We start from the raw sequence: 20,211 nt of genomic DNA, 5'->3' as shown, positions 1-20,211 counted from the left end.
GCGCGTGCGCGCGGCACCCGGCCCGCCGGGGGTCGGTCCGTGAGGGGGTCGATCTGTGAGGGGGTCGGCCGTGCGGAACCGGCCGTGAGCGATCTGCCCCGAGGGGCCGGCCCGGAGGATCAGCCCGCGAAGAAGGACTTGGCCGCGATCACCGCGCGCTCGTCCGCCAGCGCCTCGCCCGGGCGGGTGCCGTGGCCCAGCAGCACCCCGCCCCAGCGCATCCCCATGTAGTCGGCGGTCAGCCGAAGGGTGCCGATCAACGGCTCGGCGTTGTCGTCGTCCTCGGTGGCGAGGGCGGTCACGCCCCAGATGGTGCCGCCGCGCATCCCCTCGCGGAACTCCACGCCGGGCACCCGGAACCAGGCCGACCAGTAGTCGAGGTAGAGCTTGGCGCTGGTCGGCAGCGCGTACCAGTACAGCGGCGCGACGAAGACCAGGTCGGTGGCCGCCAGGGTGGCGTCCAGCAGCGTCCGCTCGTGGCCGGCCGGCTCGGGGTACGTGCCGTCGCCGGTGTGCCGCAGGTCCCGGAAGGGCGGCAGCGGGTGCTCGTCCAGCCGCAGCCACCGCTGCTCGGCGCCGGCCGGCAGGCTCGACTCGGCGGCCAGCCGGGCGAGCCGGGCCGAGTTGCCGTCGGGGCGCGCGCTGGCGTCGAGGAACAGGAAACGGCGCGGCGTCTCGGCGCCGGGCGGCTGATCGCCCATCAGGACTCCTCCGTGGTACGTACGGTGCGGACGCAGGAGAGAGCAGCCGTCGGACGCCGGTTTATTCCGCGCCCATGCCAACCGCCGGGCGGCAGCCGGGGATTGGCGGGCGCGGGTCCGGTCCGGAAGCCCGGCCCGGGGGCCGGCGGGCGGAGGTCAGTCGGGCAGCCCGGCCCGGCGGCGGGCGACCTCGGCGACCGCCGCCCAGTCCTTGTCCCCGTCGCCGTGGGCCAGCGCGTCCAGGAAGGCGTCCCGCAGGACGCTGCCGATCGGCAGCGGCACGTTGCGCGCGGCGCCCGCGTCCAGCGCGAGGCCGACGTCCTTGAGGCCGAGCGGCAGCCGGAACCCGGCCGGCTCGTACCGGCGTTCGGCCACCATCGCGCCGTAGCCGGTGTGGATCGGTCCGGGGAAGAGCGTGCCGGTGAGCAGGTCGACCAGGTCGGTCGGCCGGATCCCGTGCGCCTCGGCCAGGCTGCACGCCTCGGCCATCGACTCGATCGCGCAGGCGATCAGGAAGTTGGTGCTGATCTTGACGGTGTTGGCCTGGCGGGGGCTCTCGCCGAAGTGCCAGGTGCGCTCGCCCATCGCGGCGAACAGCGGCTCGGCCCGCTCCAGCAGTTCGGGCGCGCCCGCGACCAGGATGTTCAGCCGCCCCGCCGCCGCGACCGGCGGCCGGCCGAGGACGGGGGCGGCGACGTAGCCGACGCCGTGCTCGGCGTGCAGCGCCTCGGCCCGCTCGGCGAGGGCGAGCGAGACGGTGGCCATGTTGACGTGCAGGGTCGCCCCGGCGCCGGCCAGCAGCGCGGGGTCGAGCAGCAGCCGCTCGACCGCCGCGTCGTTGGCGAGCATGGAGACCACCGTGTCGGCGGCGAACACCTCGGCGAGCGAGCCGGCCGCCTCCGCGCCCTCGGCCACCATGGCGGCCACCGGCTCGGGCGAGCGGTTCCAGACCCGTACGGTGTGGCCGGCCCGCAGCAGGCTGCCGGCCATGCCGCGCCCCATCGCACCCAGCCCCACGAAGCCGATCGTCCGCCCGGTCATCCGCGCACTCCCGTTGCCGCCGCACCGCTCGTATGCGGCCGACTGTACGTCAGAAGTCTTGCGGTACCCGCCGGTCGGCACGGAAGCACACCCGGAGCCGGGCCGGTTCTCAGGCGCAGGCGCGGGCCCTCGACGGCAGCCGGGTGCGGTCGGCGGCCGCGCCGCGCTCCAGCTCGGCGACCACCCGGGTGCGCAGCAGCTCGTACTGGGCCTGGAGCCGGCCGGGGCGGGCCGGGCGGGCGACCGGTCGGCCTCGGCCGACCAGCTCGTCCGGCCCGAACTGCTCGCGGGTGAGGTCGATCTCGAAGCCGGTGGCGAAACGGTTCCACCAGTGGAGGTCCGTCCGCACCCCGTCGACGTACACCTCGCCCATCATGAGCTCGCCGCCGAGCAGGTCGTGCACCACCATCGCCGTCACCCCGCACTGACCACGGGCGGGATTGTCGGGACGCCAGTGGGCCAGATCCTCGGGCGCACAGGTGTCGACGCCCCAGGAGGAGCGGATCGCGCGTTCGATGTCGTTGAGGGTCCACGCCGTCATACCGGGAAGCCTGCCACGCGCCACTGACAGCGGCACCGGCTTTTCGAAGGGTCATCCCGTGTTCTGCGGCTACCCTTCCGGCGTTCACCCGAACGAGACCCCGGCCCGGCGGGCCCGGCCCCTGGCGCGGGGCGGGCCCGCCGGGCCCCCGGTCACTTCGCCAGCTCGGCGACGCCCGCCTGCGCGAACTGCTCGTCCAGGTCGCCGCTGGGCGCGCCCGCGACGCCGACGGCCGCGATCGGGGCGCCCTTCGACTGGATCGGGGCGCCGCCGGCCAGGAACAGGGTGCCCGGGATGTCCTTCAGGTTCGGGGCCTGGGCCAGGCGCTTGGCCAGCTCCGAGGTCGGGGCGTTCCAGGACACCGCGGTGAAGGCCTTGCGCTCGGCCGAGACCGGGGCCTGCGGGCCGGCGCCGTCGCCCTTCAGCAGCACCCGGGTGACGCCGTCGCGGTCGACGACCGCGACCGACACGTGCTGGCCGGCCTTGGTGGCCGCGTCCAGGGCGGCCTGGGCGGCGCGGGTGGCGGCGTCGATGGTCAGGCCGCTGCTCGGGGCCAGGTTCTTGTTCTGGGTGTCGGCCTTCGCCGCGGCCGGGACGGCCGGGGTGTCGGTGGACTCGGCGCTGGCCGAGACGGCACCCACGGTGGCGGCGGCGAGCGCGGCGGCGGCGACGGTGCCGGTCAGCACCCGGGTGCGGACGGAGGTCTTCTTCATGGTCCAGCTCCTCAGCGGATCTGCGGGGTGGGGTCGGGTGAGGTGGGGCGGGGTGGGGGAGTTCGGGGGCCGCCGGGCCGTTGGGGGGATCGCCCGGCGGCGTGCTTCGATCCTCCGGCCGGGGAAGGGGCCGCCGCATCGGCGGTCCGGCGCGGGCGTCCGGGCATGATGGGGGACGGCGGCGTCAACCGATCGGCTGATGCGGCCCCGGGCCGGACGGGTCACCATCGAGGGATCGGTGCGGGTCGGTGCGGGTCGGTGCGGATCGGGACGGGCCCGTACGGACCGGTACGGCCGGTACGGGCAGGCGCCGACCGCGCACGCACCACCCGTTCAGCCAGGAGCCACCCGTGCAGCAGCCCCGCCCGACCGCCGGCCGCCCCGCCGCGGACCGCACCGGCGCCGGCGGCGCCCTCGGCCACGACGCCGGCGATCCGGACGCGGGCCGGCTCGCACTGCTGCTGGACTCCGCCTTCCTGCTGCTGCTCGCCGCCTCGCTCAGCCGCTACCTCACCCACCACTCCGGCACCGCGCAGGCGCCCTGGGTGATCGGGCTGAGCGCGGCCCTCGCGGTCGCCCAGCCGGCCGGGTCCTGGCTCGCCCACCGCCGTCCGACCGCCCCGGACCGGCACCGCCGCTGGGCGCTGGCCCTGGTGGTGGCGCTCTGGGTGGTGCTGGTGCTGCTCGCGCCGAGCTTCGCCTGGTGCGCCGTGCCGCTGATCTACACCGGGCTGCGGGTGCTGCCCGCGAAGGCGGCCATCCCGCTGGTCGGCGCGCTGACCCTGCTGGTGGTGACCGCCGAGGTCCGGCTGCCCGGCGGCGCCGACGCCACCCTCGTCCTGCTGCCGGCCGCGGTGGCCGGACTCGCCACCGGCGTCTTCCTCTTCATGGCCCGGCAGGCCGCCCGGCAGCGCGCGCTGATCGCCGACCTGGTCCGCACCCGGCGCGAACTCGCCGCCACCGAACGGCGCGAGGGCACCCTGGCCGAGCGCGAGCGGCTGGCGATGGAGATCCACGACACCCTGGCACAGGGCCTGTCCAGCCAGCAGATGCTGCTCCAGGCCGCCGAGCGCACCTGGGACACCCACCCGGCGACCGCCCGCACCCACGTCCGCACCGCCGCCTCGGTGGCCGCCCGGAACCTGGCCGAGGCCCGCCGCTTCGTCCACGACCTCGCCCCGGCGGAGCTGTCCGACGGCCGCACCCTCGACCGGGCGCTGCGGGCGCTGGCCGAGCGGGAGTCCGCCGAGAGCGGGCTGCCGGTCCGCTTCCACCTGGACGGCGCGCCTGTGCCGCTGCCCGCCGCCGCGCAGGCCGCGCTGCTGCGGATCGCCCAGGGCGCGCTGGCCAACGTCCGCGAGCACGCCGGGGCGTCGACGGCCGCGATCACGCTGTCCTTCCTCGGCGACCAGGCCGTGCTGGACATCGCCGACGACGGGCAGGGCTTCGACCCGGGCGCGGCCGGGGGCGGTGCGGGTGTCGGCGCCGGGGACGGGGGCGGGGGCGGGGGCGGCCGTGGGTACGGCCTGCCGGCGATGCGGGCCCGGCTGCGGCAGCTGGGTGGCAGGCTGACCGTGGAGAGCGCGCCCGGCGAGGGCACCGTCGTCTCCGCCGCGATCCCCCTGGACGACCGATGAGCCCGGAACACCGGTCCCCCGAAGCACAGATGAGCCCGGACGAGCGATGACCCTGGAGCACCGATGAGCACGACTCCCGGCCGGACCACTCCCGTCCGGACCGCTCCCGTCCGGTTGCTGGTCTGCGACGACCACGCCGTGGTGCGGGCCGGACTGCTGGCGCTGCTCGCGAGCGCCGGCGACATCGAGGTGGTCGGCGAGGCCAGCACCGGGGAGGAGGCCGTCGCGCTGGCCGCCCGGCTGGCCCCGCAGGTCGTCCTGATGGACCTCCAACTCGGCGACGGCATCGACGGGGTGGAGGCCACCCGGCGGATCACCGCCGCCCCGGACGGGCCGCACGTCCTGGTGCTCACCACCTACGACACCGACGCCGACATCACCCGGGCGATCGCCGCCGGCGCGACCGGCTACCTGCTGAAGGCCGAGCGGCCCGAGGAGCTGTTCGCCGCCGTGCACGCGGCCGCGCAGGGCCGCACGGTGCTCTCGCCGCCGGTCGCCTCCCGGGTGATGGCGCAGATGCGGGCGCCCTCGCCGCAGCTCACCGAGCGCGAGCTGGACATCCTCGGACAGCTGGCGCAGGGGCTGGGCAACCGGGAGATCGCCCGGGCGCTGTTCATCAGCGAGGCCACGGTGAAGACCCACCTCGGCCGGATCTACGACAAGTTGGGCGTGGACACCCGGTCGGGCGCGGTGGCGGTGGCGAAGGAACGCCGGCTGCTGCGCTGAGCCCGCCCGCTCTCCCCTCCCCCGGCCGCTTCCCCCGCTGCTTCCCCGGCCGCTTCTCCGGCCGCTTCCCCGGCTGCGCTGGGCGCCCGTCCGGTGTCACAGCGTGCTGCCACGATGCTCGGAATGTCGGATTCCACGGCGGCGTCCAGCACTACGTGTCCGCGCCCGGCGTCGGGCGGCTCGGGCGGCGGACACCCCGGTGGGACGACAAACCGCTGGTCCTGGGCCTTTCCGACCGCCGCGGAGCACTCCGTCACGATGTGGATGTTTTGTGGATTCCGCTATTGACAAACCAACCACGCGGTTTGTTAGTTTGAGATCAACGCCCGGAGGTGGGGGCTCGCCGGGCCTGTGCGGACCGCTCTCGCCGGAGGGGGGTGTGGCCAGGGGGGAACGGCGGGTTTGCCGGGGTGTCGGGGGGGAGCGGCAACGCCGAAGCCGCGCGACGAGGCGGCGTGGAGCGAGTCCGGGGGGACTCGCTCCACGCCTCCCCCGGTCCCCAGCGCCCCCGGTTGGACCAGCACTCTCGGCCGGACCAGCACCCCCGGCTAGACCAGCGCGCTCCAGTACGGGCAGCGGACGTACGGCAGCGGCGGCGCGCAGCGGTCGACGCTCCCGGACAGCACCGGGCCCCGCTCCGAGCGGGCCACTCCGGGCGAGCTCGCCGTCAGCCCGGCCTCGCCCGACTCGCCGAAGCGCAGCTCCAGCCGGTAGCCGTCCGGCGTGGCCGCGGCGACGCCGGGGCGGTCCCGGCCGGCGTTCAGCGAGGTGATGGTCCAGCCGCGCCGCCGCCAGTGCCGCTCCACCACGTCCGCCAGCGCCGCCCGTCGGGACAGCGAGACGACGGTGAGGAGGTCCCGGCCCCGGGTGACGTACCAGAGCAGCTCCGACTCGCGCCCCGGCAGCGGCAGCCGCGCCCCCGCCCGCGCGGGCGCCCCCTGCCAGACCGGCGCCGGACGGACGGCGTCCAGGGTGTCCTGGAGCAGCGTCTCGCAGCGTTCGGTGGCGTCGAGTTGGTCGATCGTCACCTCCGGCCCCGACTCCGCCCCCGGCTCGGACTCCGACCGCCGGACCGGCGCGACCCGCGCACCGCCGGGGCGGCCGGGGCCGCCGCCGCCCGGGCATCCGACATTCAGTTCGGCACCACCTGACTGCACAGGGCCCTCCGTACTCCCCCGGTGTTCAACCCGGGCCGGCATTCCGTCACTGCTTGGACGGCGGGCGGGTACGGGCAGTTCCCCTCCCGGTTCCGTCCCTCACCGTTCCCACACCTTCAAAATGCACTGCACAGTGCAGTTGAATCACTGATCTGCACTGTGTAGTTTACTTCCCGGGCCGACCGGCCGGGCCGGACCGGCCCACCGGCCGCACCCGGCAGGCCTTCTGACCTGCCGTCCGACCCAGCCATCGAGAGGACCCGCCATGCCCGTCATCACCGTCGGCACCGCCCGCATCCCCTACCGCGTCGTCGGCGACGGCCCCGACACCCTCGTCCTGGTGCACGGCACCGGCCCCGGCTCCGCCATGTGGGACGGCCTGCTGGACTCCTTCACCGACCGCTGGACCGTGCTGCTGCCCGACCTCTCCGGCAGCGCGGCCGCCGAGGACGACGGCGGTCCGCTCGCCCTGGAGGCCCTGGCCGCCCAGGTCGCCGCCGTGATCGAGGACGCCGGCCGCGGCCCCGCCGACGTCCTAGGCTTCTCGCTCGGCGCCGTCGTCGCCACCGCGACCGCCGCCCTGCACCCCGGGCGGGTCCGCCGCCTGGTCGCCGCCGCAGGCTGGATCAGCGCGGAACAGGACGAGTACCTGCGGCTCTCCATGGCCACCTGGCTCTCCCTCGCCGACCACCCCGCCGCGTTCGGCGGCTACGCCACCCTCACCGCCTTCAGCCCCGGCTTCCTCGACCGGATCGGGCGCGCCGCCGTCCAGGCCAACACCGCCTACATGCGGCCGACCCCGGGCACCCTGCGGCACATCGCCCTCAACCTCGGCCTGGACCTCGGCCCGCTGCTCCCGCGCGTCCAGGCCCCCGCCCTGGTGATCGGCTGCCGCCAGGACTCCACCGTCCCGGTGGAGAACGCCCGCCGGCTGCACGCCGCCCTGCCCGGCAGCGCCTACGCCGAGTTCGACACCGGCCACATCGTGCTCGCCGAGCAGACCGGGGCGTTCACCGGCGCCGTCCGGGACTTCCTCGTCGCCGCGTGACCGCCCGCCGCACGACCGCCCGCTGAACGCCGACCACCGACCACCGAGCGCCGGCCGCCGACCGCCGGGAGGGAGCGAACGGCGGCGCTCGGGCGGCCCGTCCGGCGGGCGCGCACGGCCCGGGCGACCGGCGCGTGGAGCACACCGTTGCCCGAGAGGCAAGCCCTGCTCCAGAAAGGCCGATTACCGCGCATGGTGATCCTTATCGAATTGACTGAACGTCAACTTCAAAGGTGAGACTGCCTTGTCAGCAACATTCGCAAGGAGTCCACCATGCGCATACTCTTCACCGGCCCCGCCGCGGCCGGTCACCTCTACCCGATGGTGCCCACCGCCCAGGCGCTGCGCGCCGTCGGGCACGAGGTCCTGTTCGCCACCGGGCAGCCCGTCGAGCTGATCCGCTCCGCGGGCTTCCCCGTCGCCCAGGTCGGCGACGGCCGGGGCCTGCGGGAGATCATCGAGGAGGGTCTCGGCGGCAAGGTCCAGTACGTCAACCGGGACAAGACCCAGGAAGAGATCCTCGACATGGCGGCCGCGATGTTCGCGCACGCCTCCCGCCCCGACGTGGACGGCCTGCTCGCGGTCGCCACCGACTGGGGCGCCGACCTGATCGTCCACGACTCCTTCGCCGCCGCCGGCCCGCTGGTCGCCGCCCAGCTCAAGATCCCGTCGGTGGTGCAGAACTTCGGTGCCAGCCCCGGCCGCCCGATGGCCGACCTGGTGGCCTCGCACGTCTCCGACCTGTACGAGGAGCGCGGCCTGACCGCTCCGGGCGTCACCGCGGTGCTCAACCTCGGCCCGCTCGGCGGCGACCCGGACGGCCTGCCGATGCGCTACGTCCCGTACAACGGCGGCGGCATCGTCCCGGGCGAGTTCCTCCGCAAGCCCGAGCGCCCGCGGGCGGTCGTCACCCTGGGCACCGTGCTCGCCGAGATCGACGGCGTCCGCGCGGTGGTCCGCCTGGTCGAGGCGGCGGCCGAGGTCGACGCCGACTTCCTGCTCGCGGTCGGCAACGCCGACCTCGCCCCGCTCGGCACCCTGCCCGCCAACGTCCGCGGCCTGCCCTGGGTCCCGCTCAACGAGCTGCTCGGCCGCGCCGACGCGCTGATCCACCACGGCGGTTCGGGCACCATGCTGACCGCCCTCCAGGCGGGCCTGCCCCAGCTGCTGCTCCCCCAGGGCGCGGACCACTTCCTCAACGCCGACGCCATCACCGCCACCGGTGCCGCCCTGAGCTCCACCTCCGAGGCCGTCGACACCCCGCTGCTCACCCGTGTCCTCACCGACGCCGCGCTGCGCGCCGCCGCCCACCGCCTCCGGGCCGACAACGCCGCCCTGCCCACCCCGGCCGCCCTGGTCCCCGCCCTGGAGGACCTCGCCGCCCGCCGCTGATCCCCCACCCCGTTGCCGTCGGCAGCCGCGGCGCCGCAAGGCCTCGCGACTCCCGGCGGTACGGCGGGCGACGCCCCTTCTCGACGAGGCCCCGCCGGCCGCGCCCCCGCGATGCCCTCGATTACCAGCTGGAAGCGCCCCCGAACCAGATCGATCTCGGCCACTTCCACGCACCACCGCCCCGAGCACAAGCGCACCCACCGCCCACCGGCCCCACCGCCCGCCGGGCGGCACCACGGCCAGTGCCCCGGGCCCCGTCGCGGCCGGGGGAACCGAACAGGCTGCCGTCATCGACGTGTTCGACCGTCTGCGCGACCGGATCGACGAAGAGCGGGGTGCCGCACCAGGCGTGGAGGCCCGCGAACCCCCTTGCAGGTGCTGCGTCGCCGGATCCGGCCGCACCCATCCCTCGACAGCGCCTGGGCCGGCCTCCTCATCCGCACCTCCGCCGTGCCCTGCCCCTTGCCGCCTGACCGACCACCCTCCCGGACGCCACGACCATCCCCCGGTCGCTCGGTAGAGGCGCCTGCCCTACACCACACCCGTGCCCCATGAGGCGGATTTTGATGTTTCTGTGCACAGGCGCCGAGGACTCGTCATCGTGGCGGCACTTATCCGGCTTATGGAGGAATTCGATGACAGTTCATGTCTGCCACAGCACAATCGAGGCAATCAAAGCCCGTGTCGAAAGCTCGAACGGGGCCGTCATGATCTCGAATGCAACTGTCCGCGCCCTTGAAGAAAAGGAACGCCTCAGGGTGGAGCGACTGCAGAGGGTGTTCACCTTGCTCCGTGCTCGCGGGCTTGAGTGCTACCCGCAGGTACCGCTGTATGCCAACGAGTGGTGGTCGTTCCTGGTGTACCGCCGAGATCTTCTGACAGTCAACCTCCGCACCGCATCGGCTGATTCAACGACGAGGGCGGCTCTGATCTGCGCTATCGACGCGCTCAGCAAGCCTTACTGGCACGAGCAGGCACCAAGTAGCTGGGACCTGCACAAAGCGCTTCGGAAGCTGGGCGCCGCTTCCGTCGATCCGCCCCGCCGCAGCGAGCGACACCTTTCAGTCGCCTGATACGAGGCCCAGAGGCACTCCGAACCAACAGGCTGACGCGGAAATCGATCGGTCAGCGCTCCGTCGTCCACGTGGATCGCACACCGCCCCCCAGCACACACCACCGCAGCTGTCGACAGGTTCCGTCGCTGCGGTGGGCAAATGGATCCAAACCCGACAACAACTCATATGTCGCGAACGCCGCAGGTCAAATGGCCTGCGGCCTTCACATGGTTCGGCTGTATCGGAATGGACGCCACTCGCAAACCCGGATCCGTTCGGGCCCGGTCAGCCCGTCTCCCGGACCAAGGCGCGCAGCGTGGCGGTGTCAAGCACGTGGGCCCTGGAGGGGAGGAGCCGATGGGGCAGGGCGGTGCGCGCGGGGTCGAGCGCGAACGGGCCGGCGGCGGGGGTGGTGGTCATGCGGATGTCCTCCGTGCGGGTGGTGTGCCGGGTACGGCCTCCGGTCGCGCCCGGCCGCCGGCCCGGGGCAGCAGGAGCGGCGTGCCGAGGATGAGCAGTCCCGCGACCGCGAGGGCGGTGCGCGGTCCGGTGGCGGCCGCGAGCAGCCCGCCGAGCGCGGTGCAGACGGCGATGGACGCCTGCTGGCCGATCGACCAGGCCGACAGCATGCGGGCGACCAGGTGCTTGGGCGTGCGTTCGAGCCGGTAGGTGGCGAGCACCGGGTTGAACAGGCTCATGTTGACGATGATCGCCAGCTCGACGGCCATCACGGTGACCAGGCCGACCACGCCGGGGCGGACGAAGGCCAGGCCGATCAGCCAGACGGCGCGCAGGGTGCCGACGGTCCGGAACACCCGGTCCCGGCCGTGGCGTGCCACGACCCGCCGGGCCAGCCGGGAGCCGATCAGCCCGCCGAGGCAGGGGGCGGCGAAGGCCAGGCCGTACTGCCATGGGGCGAAGTGGAGTTGGCGGAGCAGGAGGACGGCGAGCACCGGCTCGGTGGCCATGATCAGACCGGCGACGAGCATGTTGTTGAGGTAGAGCGCCCGCAGACCGGGGTCGCCCAGGATGTGCCGCCAGCCGTCGAGCACCGCGCCAGCCCGCACCGGGTTCCCGCCGGTCCGCCGCGGCGTCTCCTCCCGGCCGCGGATCGCGGTGATGCTCAGCGCGGAGAGCAGGTAGCTGAGCGCGTCGGCCACCACGGTGGTGACCGGCCCGAACCGGCCGACCGCCGCCCCGCCCAGCGGCGGACCGATCGCGATGGAGCTCCAGTTCGTGGACTCGAACCGCGCGTTGGCCACCAGCAGGTCGTCCGGCCGGACGAGGGCCTTGAGGTAGGCGCCGCTGGCCGCGCCGAACGCGATCCTGGCCGCGGCGACCACGATCGAGACCACCAGCAGCTGGACGAAACCCAGCCCTCCCAGGGCGTACGCGACCGGGATCGATGCCATGGCCGCGAACCGGACCAGGTCCATCGCGATCATCACCGGACGCTTGCGCCGGAACTCCACCCACGGCGCGAGCGGCACCGCGATCAGCGCGCCCACCGCCGGCCCCACCGCGGACAGCGCGGACACCTCGGCCGGTCCGGCGCGCAGCACCAGCACGGCGATCAGCGGCAGCGCGCCGAACCCCAGCCCGGACCCGTACGCGCTCACCGCGTACGCCGCCCACAGCCAGCCGAACCGCCGGCCCAGCCGTTTCCCACCCGTCATGCGCGGTGCGCTCCCCTCGACGTCCCGACCCCGACCGGACAAACCGGAGTTGACCGGTGAGAGCCAACCGGGAGGCACAGCGGCCGGTCAAACAACCGTTTCACCCACCCCGCACAACCACAGGTTGTTCTCTACAGTGGATCGGCGTGGACCTCGAAGCAGTGCGCACCTTCGCCGCCATCGCGGAAGCCGGCCAGTTCCAGAAGGCCGCCGTCGACCTGTCGATCACCCAGCAGGCCGTCTCCAAACGCGTCGCCGCACTGGAGCGCGACCTCGGCGTGCGGCTGTTCACCCGCACCCCGCGCGGCGCCGAACTCACCATCGACGGACAGGCGTTCCTGCCCCACGCCCGCGAACTGCTGCGCGCCGCCGAACGCGCGGTCGCGTCCGTACGGGCCGGCCGCCGCCCGCTGCGCGTCGACGTGCTCAACTCGCGCGGAGCCGTCTCGGGCCTGATGCGCGACTTCCACCGCGCCCACCCGGACATCGACCTCGACGTGCTGATGCTGCACGACATCGAGACCGCCGTGGCCGCCGTCCGCTCCGGCACGATCGACGCCACCTTCCGCGCCGTCGCCATGCCCGGCCGGCCGCTCCCCGAGGACATCGCATCCGTCCGGGTGCTCGACGAACCGCTCCATCTCCTCACCGGCCCCGCCCACGCCCTGGCGGGCGCCAGAACGCTGACCGTCGCCGACCTGGCCGGCCACCGGATCTGGATGCCCGGCATCGTCCCCGGCACCGAGTGGGGCGCCTACTACGCCGACCTCGTCGCCGAGTTCGGCCTCACCATCGAGGCCACCGGCCCCAACTTCGGCTCCGACGCCCTCCTCGACACCATCGCCGACACCCCGGCCCTCGCCACCTTCATGAGCGAGCGGACCCGCCTCGTCTGGCCCGCCGCCCACGGCCTGCGCCGCATCCCGGTGACCGACCCGACGCCCGTCTACCCCCACTCACTCCTCTGGCACCGCGACAACCCCCACCCGGCCCTCCCCGCCCTCCGGGCCCACCTCGCCACCGCCGCCCCCACCCCCGGCACCCCCGGCACCTGGACCCCCGCCTGGACCCACCCCCACTGACCGCCCCGACCGGCCCCGGACAACGCAAAAGCCCCAGGCCACTGGCCTGGGGCTTTACTGCTGGAGCGGGCGACGAGAATCGAACTCGCGCTCTAAGCTTGGGAAGCTCATGTTCTACCATTAAACTACGCCCGCCTGATGAGCCGCCAGAGACCGCTCGATCCAGTGTCACTGTACCCCATTCGCACCGGTGGTTGCACAGGGGGTCGGTGGACGTGGCGGAGCCGGGTGGGGCGGGTGTGGAGGCGTACTGTGTGGGCCGCGCGCGAGTGCTCCGGTGGGTGGGGGCCGAGGCGGCGAGCCATGGTGAGGAATGTCCGGAACATCCCCTAATGTGACGCTGTCCCGGGGCTCGGCCGTCGGGGCGAGTGCGTACGGGTGAGTACTGGGTTAGGGATGGGAAGGGGATCGATGGAGCAGCGCGCCGTCGTTCGTTGTGCCGAGGGGCACCTGTTCAGCACCACCACGTTCCCGATGCAGAACCTCGGTCCTGGCCGGCTCGGGCCCGGACGGTTGATCCGCTGCCCGCAGTGCGGACGGATGCGGAGTTCGGTGCTGGCCGACGTGCGGGAGCTGTCGGAGCCGCAACTGGCGCGGGCGATGCGGTTGGAGGCCGCGGAGTTCCTGGCCTGACGGTCGCGGAGGGACGGAACGGGCCCCGGGCGGATTCGTCCGGGGCCCTGTCGTGCACGTAACCTCGAAGCGTGCTGCTCTCTGACAAGGACATCCGGACCGAAATCGACCTGGGTCGGGTCGTCGTCGACCCGTTCGACCCGGCGATGATCCAGCCGTCGAGTATCGACGTGCGCCTCGACCGCTTCTTCCGCGTGTTCGAGAACCACAAGTACCCGCACATCGACCCCTCCGAGGAGCAGCCGGACCTGACCCGGCTGGTCGAGCCGGAGGGCGACGAGGCGTTCATCCTGCACCCCGGCGAGTTCGTGCTGGCCTCGACGTACGAGGTCATCACGCTGCCCGACGACGTCGCGTCCCGGCTGGAGGGCAAGTCGAGCCTGGGCCGGCTGGGCCTGCTCACCCACTCCACGGCCGGCTTCATCGACCCCGGTTTCAGCGGCCACGTGACCCTGGAGCTGTCGAACGTCGCGACGCTGCCGATCAAGCTCTACCCGGGCATGAAGATCGGGCAGCTGTGCCTGTTCCGGCTCTCCTCGCCCTCGGAGCACCCGTACGGCTCGGAGCGCTACGGCTCGCGCTACCAGGGCCAGCGCGGCCCGACGCCGTCCCGCTCGTACCTGAACTTCCACCGCAGCGACGTCTGAGCACAGGACCCGCAGGACCCGCGGGCCCCACGGAGCGCACGCACGACGGGCGGCCTGACCCCTCACCCGAGGGATCAGGCCGCCCGCGGCGTTTCTCAGGCCCGCTTCGGGCTGGTGACGGCGACCAGCTCGGTGCCGTCCTCGGACAGCCGCAGCTCGGTGCGCAGCTCGGCCAGCTCGCCGAGGTGGTGCAGGTGGGTGCCGCCGCAGAAGATCTGCGCGCCGCCCTCGGGCAGCTCGCAGTGCCACTGGCGGCGGGCGGTGAGCTCGGGGCCGGGCACCTCGATGCGGACCGGGGCGTCGGCGGCGACCCAGGCGGCCAGCCGGGCGTTGACGGCCTCGGTGAGGGTCGGCAGGGCGTCGGCGAGGGCCGGGAACTCCTCGGTGGCGTCCACCGTGAAGCCCTTCTTCTTCAGCGACTTGCCGAGCCGGTAGGTGTCGGTGCTGGCTGCGGTGTCCATCACCGAGCTCGCCATGGCGAGGCTGTCGAAGTCCGGGTGGCCGAAGGCGTCCGAGCGGCCCGGGTCCTTGCGCCAGCGCGGGGCGAGCGCGGCGTTCAGGGCGAGGGCGAGCAGGTGGCAGCCGCTGTGCGAGGCGCTGAGGGCGCCCCGGCGGTCGGCGTCGACGGCGAGCGCGGCGGTGCGGCCGACGAGGTCCCCCGGGTCGCCGTCGACGACGTGCAGGACCAGCCAGGACCACTCCTCGTCACCGCGCCGGACCGGGATGTCGGCGCCGACCAGCGGCTCCCCGCCCTCCGGGCCGACGGCGCCGGTCAGGCAGTCGACCACGGCCAGCTCGGTGCCGTCGACGGTCAGGGTGCCGAGGTCGGCCGGCTGGTCGGGCCAGGTGTGGTCGAGCGGGTGGAACGGGGTCGCCGCGGTGACGACGGCGTACCGGCCGTCGGCCAGCGGGTGCACCGCGAGCACCGGGGACTCGCCGGTCACCGCCCCGGCCGGGAAGCTGACGTGGGTGGTGGGGAGGGTCATTCCTGGCTCCGGTGAAGGTGGGACGACGAGGGTGGGGCGGGCCCGGCGCTCGGCCGCGACCCGCCCCCATTCTGCCCTTCGCCCGTCGGAGCCCTCGGCCCGGCGTCGCTCCGCCCGGTGCGGCTCAGCCCAGCGTCGGCAGTTTGATCAGCACCAGCAGCGCGACCAGCTGTATCGCCGAGGCGGCCGCGGCCTTGCCCCAGGGCAGGTCGTGCAGCCGCCGGACCATGCTGGTCAGCAGGTACGCGCAGAGCATCCAGGTGGCCCAGCCGACGACCTGGACGACGGCGCTGCCGGAGGGCAGCACCAGGTCGAGCAGCAGCCGGGGCGCGTCGGTGAGCCAGCCGATCAGCGCGGCCAGGCCGACGGTCGCCTTCCACGGGCCGTCGCCGCCCAGCTGGCGGGCCATCGCGTAGGTGACCCCGCCGAAGAGCGCGCCGGCCACGGTGAAGCCGATGGCGGCGGCGAGGATGCCGGTCAGCGCCACGGTGAAGGTCGAGTTGACGATGTCGTCGTGGGTGAGCCCGATGCCGAGCACCGCGAGCGCGCCGTACAGCAGCGAGACGGTGAGCGCGGGCAGCCAGACCTGGTGGTCGCGGGTGCGGTCGAAGACCGCGGTCGGGCTGCGGAACAGGCCGGTGAACAGTTCGCGCCAGTGCGGCCGGGGCCCGGCGACGTGCGGGGCGGACTGGCCGCCGGCCCGGTAGACGGCGACGTTGTCCTGGCCGTACGGCTGCTGGTCGTAGCCCTGCTCGGCGCCGTAGCCCTGGTCGGGGCCGTAGCCCTGCTCGGGGCCGTAGGGCGGCTGCTGCCCGTGGCCGTCGTCGTAGTAGCCGTGCTCCTGGCCGGGGTGCCCCTGGTACGGCGGCTGTCCCTGGTACGGACCGCCGGCCGCGTACGGGTCGCCGACGGGGAAGGCCCGGGTGCTGCCGGGCCGGTCCGCCGCGTACGGGTCGTACCCGTCCCCCGCCGTCTGCCCGGGACCGCCGGGCGCGCCGGGACCGCCCGGACCGCCGGGCGCACCGCCGGGACCGCCGGGCACGCCGCCGGGCCCGCCGGGCGTCGCCGCGTGCGGGGCCGTGAAGTACTCCGGCCCGTCCGTCCCCCCGTGCCCCCCGGGCGCGGACGGCGGCGGAGGGGCCGACCACCCGCCGCGCGGACGGTCCGCGCCCTGACCGTTGTCGTATCGATTACCAGCCACGGTCCGAAGGTACCCGTCCGGCCCGGCCCGCGGCGGCCCCGGACGAAGCCGGGGCCGGTTTGCAGCGAGGCTGAGACGAACGGGGCCGAAAACCCGCGGGGCGCGGGGTGGCTACCGCTGTGCGCCGACCGACGGCCCGTGCACCGCCGCGGCCGCGCTGGTGCCGGCCGGGCAGCCGCCCGGGCCGGCCGAGGTGCGGACGGCGCCGACCGGCAGCAGGGTGCCGCAGGCGATCCGGATGCCGTTCGGCAGCTCGTTGTCCGACTCCACGATCGCGCCGTCGCCGATCACCGCGCCGTCCAGCGCCGAGCGGTCGCCGACGGTGGCGAAGGCACCCACGATCGAGTCCTTGACCAGGGTGTCCGGGCCGATCACCGCGCCGGGAAGGATCACGCTGCCCTCGACGATCGCGCCGGCCTCGACCACCGCGTCCTCGGCGACCACGGTGCCGCCGCTGAGCACCGCGCCCGGGTGGACGGTGGCGCCGGGCAGCAGCAGGGCGTCGCCGGTCGGGCCGGGGACGGCCGGGGAGTCGACCTTGCCGAGCACCAGGTCCGCCGAGCCGCGGACGAAGGCGGCCGGGGTGCCCAGGTCCAGCCAGTACGAGGTGTCGACGACACCGCGCAGCAGCGCGCCGGTGGCCAGCAGTTCGGGGAAGGTCTCGCGCTCGACGGACACCTCGCGGCCGGTCGGGATGCGGTCGATCACGGACCGGGTGAAGACGTAGCAGCCGGCGTTGATCTGGTCGGTGACGATCTGCTCCGGGGTCTCCGGCTTCTCCAGGAACTCCAGCACCCGCCCGTCCTCGTCGGTCGGGACGAGGCCGAAGGCCCGCGGGTCCTCGACCCGGGTCAGGTGCAGGGTGACATCGGCCCCGGCGGCCACGTGGCCGTCGCGCAGGGCGGCGATGTCGACGCCGGAGAGGATGTCGCCGTTGAAGACCAGGACCGGTTCGTCCGGGCCGCAGGTCAGGCCGGAGGCGGCGTTGCGGATCGCCCCGCCGGTGCCCAGCGGCTCGCGCTCGGTCAGGTAGACGAGCTCGATGCCGTACGGGGTGCCGTCCTGGAAGTGGTCCTCGAACACCTCGGCCAGGTACGAGGTGGCCAGCACGACGCGGGTGACGCCGGCGGCGGCCGCGCGGGCCAACTGGTGCGCGATGAACGGGACGCCTGCCACCGGCAGCATCGGCTTGGGGGTGTGGGTGGTCAGCGGACGCAGTCGCGTGCCCTTACCACCGACCAGCATGATCGCCTCGGTCATGGTCTGCGCTGTTCCCCTTGTGGTCTCTGCGGCCCGGCCCGGCGGGCCGACACCTCGTCGTCGGTCTGGACCCGGCCGTGCGGCCGGCGCGGGTCGCCACCCGCCCGGGGCTTCCGTCCGGAACGGGTCGACCGGCACGAAGCCGGTCCGGGCCTACTGTATTTGCTTCCGACCGAATGCCCGTCCGGCGCCTGTGCGATTGCCGTCACCCCCCGTACGCCCGCCGTACCGGGGCGGGCCGTCCGGAGCGACCGAAAGCCCGGCCCGGCGGGCGCGTTCGCGGCGTCCACCAGGCCGGGCAGTTGTAGCAGAACTGTCGAACAGCGGGCTCGTCGGCGCCGGTCAGGCGCCCACCGTCGCGGGCTGCTCCTCGTCCCCGGTCGGCGGGAGGGCCTTCACCGAGTCGAGCAGCAGCTGGGCCACGTCGACCACCTTCAGGTGCTCCTTGGCCGCGCCCTCGTTCTTCTTGCCGTTGACCGAGTCGGAGAGCATCACCAGGCAGAACGGGCAGGCGGTGGAGACGATGTCCGGGTTGAGCGACAGCGCCTCGTCCACGCGCTCGGTGTTGATCCGCTTGCCGATGCGCTCCTCCATCCACATCCGGGCACCGCCGGCGCCGCAGCAGAAGCCGCGCTCCTTGTGCCGGTGCATCTCCTGCTGGCGCAGACCGGGGACCTTGTCCATGATCTCGCGCGGCGGGCTGTAGACCTTGTTGTGGCGGCCCAGGTAGCAGGGGTCGTGGTAGGTGATCAGGCCCTCGACCGGGTTGACCGGGATCAGCTTGCCCTCGTCGATGAGGTGCTGCAGCAGCTGGGTGTGGTGGATGACCTCGAAGTGGCCGCCCAGCTGCGGGTACTCGTTGGCGATGGTGTTGAAGCAGTGCGGGCAGGTGGCCACGATCCGCTTGACCGGGGCGTCCTCCAGGGCCGCGTTCAGCGTCTCCACGTTCTGCGCGCCGAGCATCTGGAACAGGAACTCGTTGCCCAGGCGGCGGGCGGAGTCACCGGTGCAGGACTCCTCCTTGCCGAGGATCGCGAACTTCACGCCCGCGGTGTGCAGCAGCTCGGCGAAGGCCTTGGTGGTCTTCTTGGCGCGGTCCTCCAGGGCGCCGGCGCAGCCGACCCAGTAGAGGTACTCGACCTCGGCGGGGTCGATGTCCTCGCCGATCACCGGCACCTCGATGCCGGTCTCCTTCTTGAGCTCCTTGACCCAGTCCAGGCGGGCCTTGGTGGCCATGCCCCACGGGTTGCCCTTGTTCTCCAGGTTCTTGAGCATCGTCCCGGCCTCGGTCGGGAACGAGGACTCGATCATCACCTGGTAGCGGCGCATGTCGACGATGTGGTCGATGTGCTCGATGTCCACCGGGCACTGCTCGACGCAGGCGCCGCAGGTGGTGCAGGACCACAGCACGTCCGGGTCGATGACGCCGTTCTCCTCGGCGGTGCCGATCAGCGGGCGCTCGGCCTCGGCCAGGGCGGCCGCCGGGACGTCCTTGAGCTGCTCGGAGGTGGCCCGCTCCTCGCCCTCCATGTCCTTGCCGCCGCCGGCCAGCAGGTACGGCGCCTTGCCGTAGGCGTGCTCGCGCAGGCTCATGATCAGCAGCTTCGGCGAGAGCGGCTTGCCGGTGTTCCAGGCCGGGCACTGCGACTGGCAGCGGCCGCACTCGGTGCAGGTGGAGAAGTCGAGGATGCCCTTCCAGGAGAAGTGCTCGACCTGGGAGACGCCGAAGACGGCGTCCTCGGCCGGGTCCTCGAAGTCGATCGGCTGGCCGCCCGAGGTCATCGGACGGAGGGCGCCGAGCGCGGTGCCGCCGTCCTCCTCGCGCTTGAAGTAGATGTTGAAGAAGCCGAGGAAGCGGTGCCAGGCCACGCCCATCGAGGGGTTGAGGCCGATGGTGGTCGCCCACGCGAACGAGATGCAGATCTTCAGCATCGCGAACAGGTAGATCAGGTTCTCCAGCGTGCCGTGCGACAGGCCGCCCAGCGCGGAGACCAGCGGGTACGAGACCAGGTGCTCCGGCCCGTACGAGTCGACGCCGTTGAGGGCGCCCTCCAGGCCGCGCAGCATCAGGATGCACAGGCCGATGCCGAGGATCGTGTACTCGACGTAGAAGGCCTGCCAGGCGATCGAGCCGGCGAACCGGGACTTGCGGCCGGACCGGGACGGCAGGCTCATCAGCCGGATCACGATCAGGACGGCGATGCCCAGCGTGGTCAGGGTGCCGACCAGCTCGACGAAGAGCTGCCAGATCATCCAGTGGCCGATGATCGGCAGCGCGAAGTCGGCGTCGAAGAGCTGGCCGAAGGCGTTGACGATGGTCAGCACCAGGCTGAAGAAGCCGACCGCCACGAACCAGTGGGCGATGCCGACGATCCCCCAGCGGTTCATCCTGGTGTGGCCGACGAACTCGGTCGCGACGGTCTTCACCCGCTGGGCGGGCTGCCCGAAGCGGGTGGAGTCCGGCGCACCGGTGCGGACCACCTTGTAGATGTACAGCGCCGCACGGGCGGCGAGCGCGGTGCCGATCACGAATGTGACCAGCGAGATGACGATCGCTGCTAGCTGCATCGGCTCTCCGTCTCCTGCGGCTTTGCGGTTGAGCAGGCTCTGCGTTACACGGTCTTGGGAACTGAGTGTACTGGTCGGTAACTTGCCGGGCCGACGGCCCGGACATTACCGGTGACCGACCGTTGTCCAGAAGATTCCCAAGCTATG

18 protein-coding genes, 1 tRNA gene and 1 pseudogene are annotated in these 20,211 nt (G+C 73.4%); 8 read left to right on the top strand and 12 right to left on the bottom strand.

Going from position 1 to position 20,211, the window contains the following annotated elements; genetic code table 11:
* Positions 1-119: 119 nt before the first annotated feature.
* The 4 genes from ACWDCZ_RS00645 to ACWDCZ_RS00630 form a co-directional block, all read right to left on the bottom strand.
* A complete protein-coding gene (locus tag ACWDCZ_RS00645) occupies positions 120-701 on the bottom strand; it encodes an NAD(P)H-dependent oxidoreductase (RefSeq protein ID WP_449810714.1) in 582 nt (193 codons plus the stop codon).
* 156 nt (positions 702-857) lie between these two features.
* The gene (locus ACWDCZ_RS00640) at positions 858-1,742 is read right to left on the bottom strand and encodes an NAD(P)-dependent oxidoreductase (protein WP_117488646.1); all 885 of its coding nucleotides are present in this window, start codon (positions 1,740-1,742) and stop codon (positions 858-860) included.
* A 109-nt stretch (positions 1,743-1,851) separates the two neighbouring features.
* On the bottom strand, positions 1,852-2,283 hold the full coding sequence (locus ACWDCZ_RS00635) for a YunG family protein (RefSeq protein ID WP_049651638.1): 432 nt from the start codon (positions 2,281-2,283) through the stop codon (positions 1,852-1,854).
* Between the two features lie 152 nt (positions 2,284-2,435).
* Positions 2,436-2,996: a GlcG/HbpS family heme-binding protein gene (locus tag ACWDCZ_RS00630; RefSeq protein ID WP_049651637.1), complete on the bottom strand. Its 561-nt coding sequence runs from the start codon at positions 2,994-2,996 to the stop codon at positions 2,436-2,438.
* A 350-nt stretch (positions 2,997-3,346) separates the two neighbouring features.
* Here ACWDCZ_RS00630 and ACWDCZ_RS00625 point away from each other — a divergent pair, with 350 nt between their 5' ends.
* Both ACWDCZ_RS00625 and ACWDCZ_RS00620 read left to right on the top strand, forming a co-directional pair.
* On the top strand, positions 3,347-4,633 hold the full coding sequence (locus ACWDCZ_RS00625) for a sensor histidine kinase (protein WP_449814832.1): 1,287 nt from the start codon (positions 3,347-3,349) through the stop codon (positions 4,631-4,633).
* A 63-nt stretch (positions 4,634-4,696) separates the two neighbouring features.
* Complete coding sequence (locus tag ACWDCZ_RS00620) at positions 4,697-5,359, top strand: response regulator (protein WP_375875076.1); 663 nt, start codon at positions 4,697-4,699, stop codon at positions 5,357-5,359.
* 548 nt (positions 5,360-5,907) lie between these two features.
* On the opposite strand, the gene ACWDCZ_RS00615 is transcribed toward ACWDCZ_RS00620, so the two are convergent.
* Entirely contained in the window at positions 5,908-6,387 is a 480-nt protein-coding gene (locus tag ACWDCZ_RS00615; protein ID WP_074001845.1) for a hypothetical protein, read from the bottom strand.
* Positions 6,388-6,781: 394 nt separating this feature from the next.
* Here ACWDCZ_RS00615 and ACWDCZ_RS00610 point away from each other — a divergent pair, with 394 nt between their 5' ends.
* The 3 genes from ACWDCZ_RS00610 (at position 6,782) to ACWDCZ_RS00600 (ending at position 10,029) form a co-directional block, all read left to right on the top strand.
* Entirely contained in the window at positions 6,782-7,564 is a 783-nt protein-coding gene (locus tag ACWDCZ_RS00610; protein ID WP_449814831.1) for an alpha/beta fold hydrolase, read from the top strand.
* 273 nt (positions 7,565-7,837) lie between these two features.
* Complete coding sequence (locus tag ACWDCZ_RS00605; RefSeq protein ID WP_449814830.1) at positions 7,838-8,956, top strand: nucleotide disphospho-sugar-binding domain-containing protein; 1,119 nt, start codon at positions 7,838-7,840, stop codon at positions 8,954-8,956.
* A 635-nt stretch (positions 8,957-9,591) separates the two neighbouring features.
* The gene (locus ACWDCZ_RS00600) at positions 9,592-10,029 is read left to right on the top strand and encodes a hypothetical protein (protein ID WP_159028442.1); all 438 of its coding nucleotides are present in this window, start codon (positions 9,592-9,594) and stop codon (positions 10,027-10,029) included.
* 267 nt (positions 10,030-10,296) lie between these two features.
* Here ACWDCZ_RS00600 and ACWDCZ_RS00595 read toward each other — a convergent pair whose 3' ends face one another.
* Both ACWDCZ_RS00595 and ACWDCZ_RS00590 read right to left on the bottom strand, forming a co-directional pair.
* Positions 10,297-10,431: a hypothetical protein gene (locus tag ACWDCZ_RS00595; protein WP_255357423.1), complete on the bottom strand. Its 135-nt coding sequence runs from the start codon at positions 10,429-10,431 to the stop codon at positions 10,297-10,299.
* A complete protein-coding gene (locus tag ACWDCZ_RS00590) occupies positions 10,428-11,687 on the bottom strand; it encodes an MFS transporter (protein WP_449814829.1) in 1,260 nt (419 codons plus the stop codon). The genes ACWDCZ_RS00595 and ACWDCZ_RS00590 overlap by 4 nt, the downstream gene beginning before the upstream one ends.
* Before the next feature lie 146 nt (positions 11,688-11,833).
* On the opposite strand from ACWDCZ_RS00590, the gene ACWDCZ_RS00585 reads away from it, so the two are divergent.
* A complete protein-coding gene (locus ACWDCZ_RS00585) occupies positions 11,834-12,769 on the top strand; it encodes a LysR family transcriptional regulator (RefSeq protein ID WP_375875072.1) in 936 nt (311 codons plus the stop codon).
* Between the two features lie 61 nt (positions 12,770-12,830).
* On the opposite strand, the gene ACWDCZ_RS00580 is transcribed toward ACWDCZ_RS00585, so the two are convergent.
* Positions 12,831-12,904: transfer RNA gene (locus ACWDCZ_RS00580), tRNA-Gly, on the bottom strand.
* Positions 12,905-13,180: 276 nt separating this feature from the next.
* Here ACWDCZ_RS00580 and ACWDCZ_RS00575 point away from each other — a divergent pair.
* Together ACWDCZ_RS00575 and dcd are read left to right on the top strand one after the other, a co-directional pair.
* A complete protein-coding gene (locus tag ACWDCZ_RS00575) occupies positions 13,181-13,402 on the top strand; it encodes a hypothetical protein (RefSeq protein WP_074001850.1) in 222 nt (73 codons plus the stop codon).
* Positions 13,403-13,473: 71 nt separating this feature from the next.
* Positions 13,474-14,049, top strand: coding sequence for a dCTP deaminase (gene dcd / locus ACWDCZ_RS00570; protein ID WP_049651628.1), 576 nt, complete (start codon positions 13,474-13,476; stop codon positions 14,047-14,049).
* Between the two features lie 95 nt (positions 14,050-14,144).
* Here dcd and ACWDCZ_RS00565 read toward each other — a convergent pair whose 3' ends face one another.
* From ACWDCZ_RS00565 to ACWDCZ_RS00550, 4 genes and pseudogenes are all read right to left on the bottom strand, one after another.
* Positions 14,145-15,035, bottom strand: coding sequence for a metal-dependent hydrolase (locus ACWDCZ_RS00565; protein WP_449814828.1), 891 nt, complete (start codon positions 15,033-15,035; stop codon positions 14,145-14,147).
* Positions 15,036-15,159: 124 nt separating this feature from the next.
* On the bottom strand, positions 15,160-16,236 hold the full coding sequence (locus ACWDCZ_RS00560) for a Yip1 family protein (RefSeq protein WP_449814827.1): 1,077 nt from the start codon (positions 16,234-16,236) through the stop codon (positions 15,160-15,162).
* Between the two features lie 186 nt (positions 16,237-16,422).
* Positions 16,423-17,496, bottom strand: a pseudogene (locus ACWDCZ_RS00555) (sugar phosphate nucleotidyltransferase); the annotation flags it as partial.
* Positions 17,497-17,838: 342 nt separating this feature from the next.
* Positions 17,839-20,064 carry a (Fe-S)-binding protein gene (locus tag ACWDCZ_RS00550; RefSeq protein ID WP_449814826.1) on the bottom strand — a complete coding sequence of 742 codons (2,226 nt, stop codon included), beginning with the start codon at positions 20,062-20,064 and terminating at the stop codon, positions 17,839-17,841.
* Positions 20,065-20,211: the final 147 nt, after the last annotated feature.

The organism is Kitasatospora sp. NPDC001225 (assembly GCF_053597855.1).
Note: the sequence above shows the minus strand (reverse complement) of the source record. Positions and strands in the feature narration are given on the sequence as shown.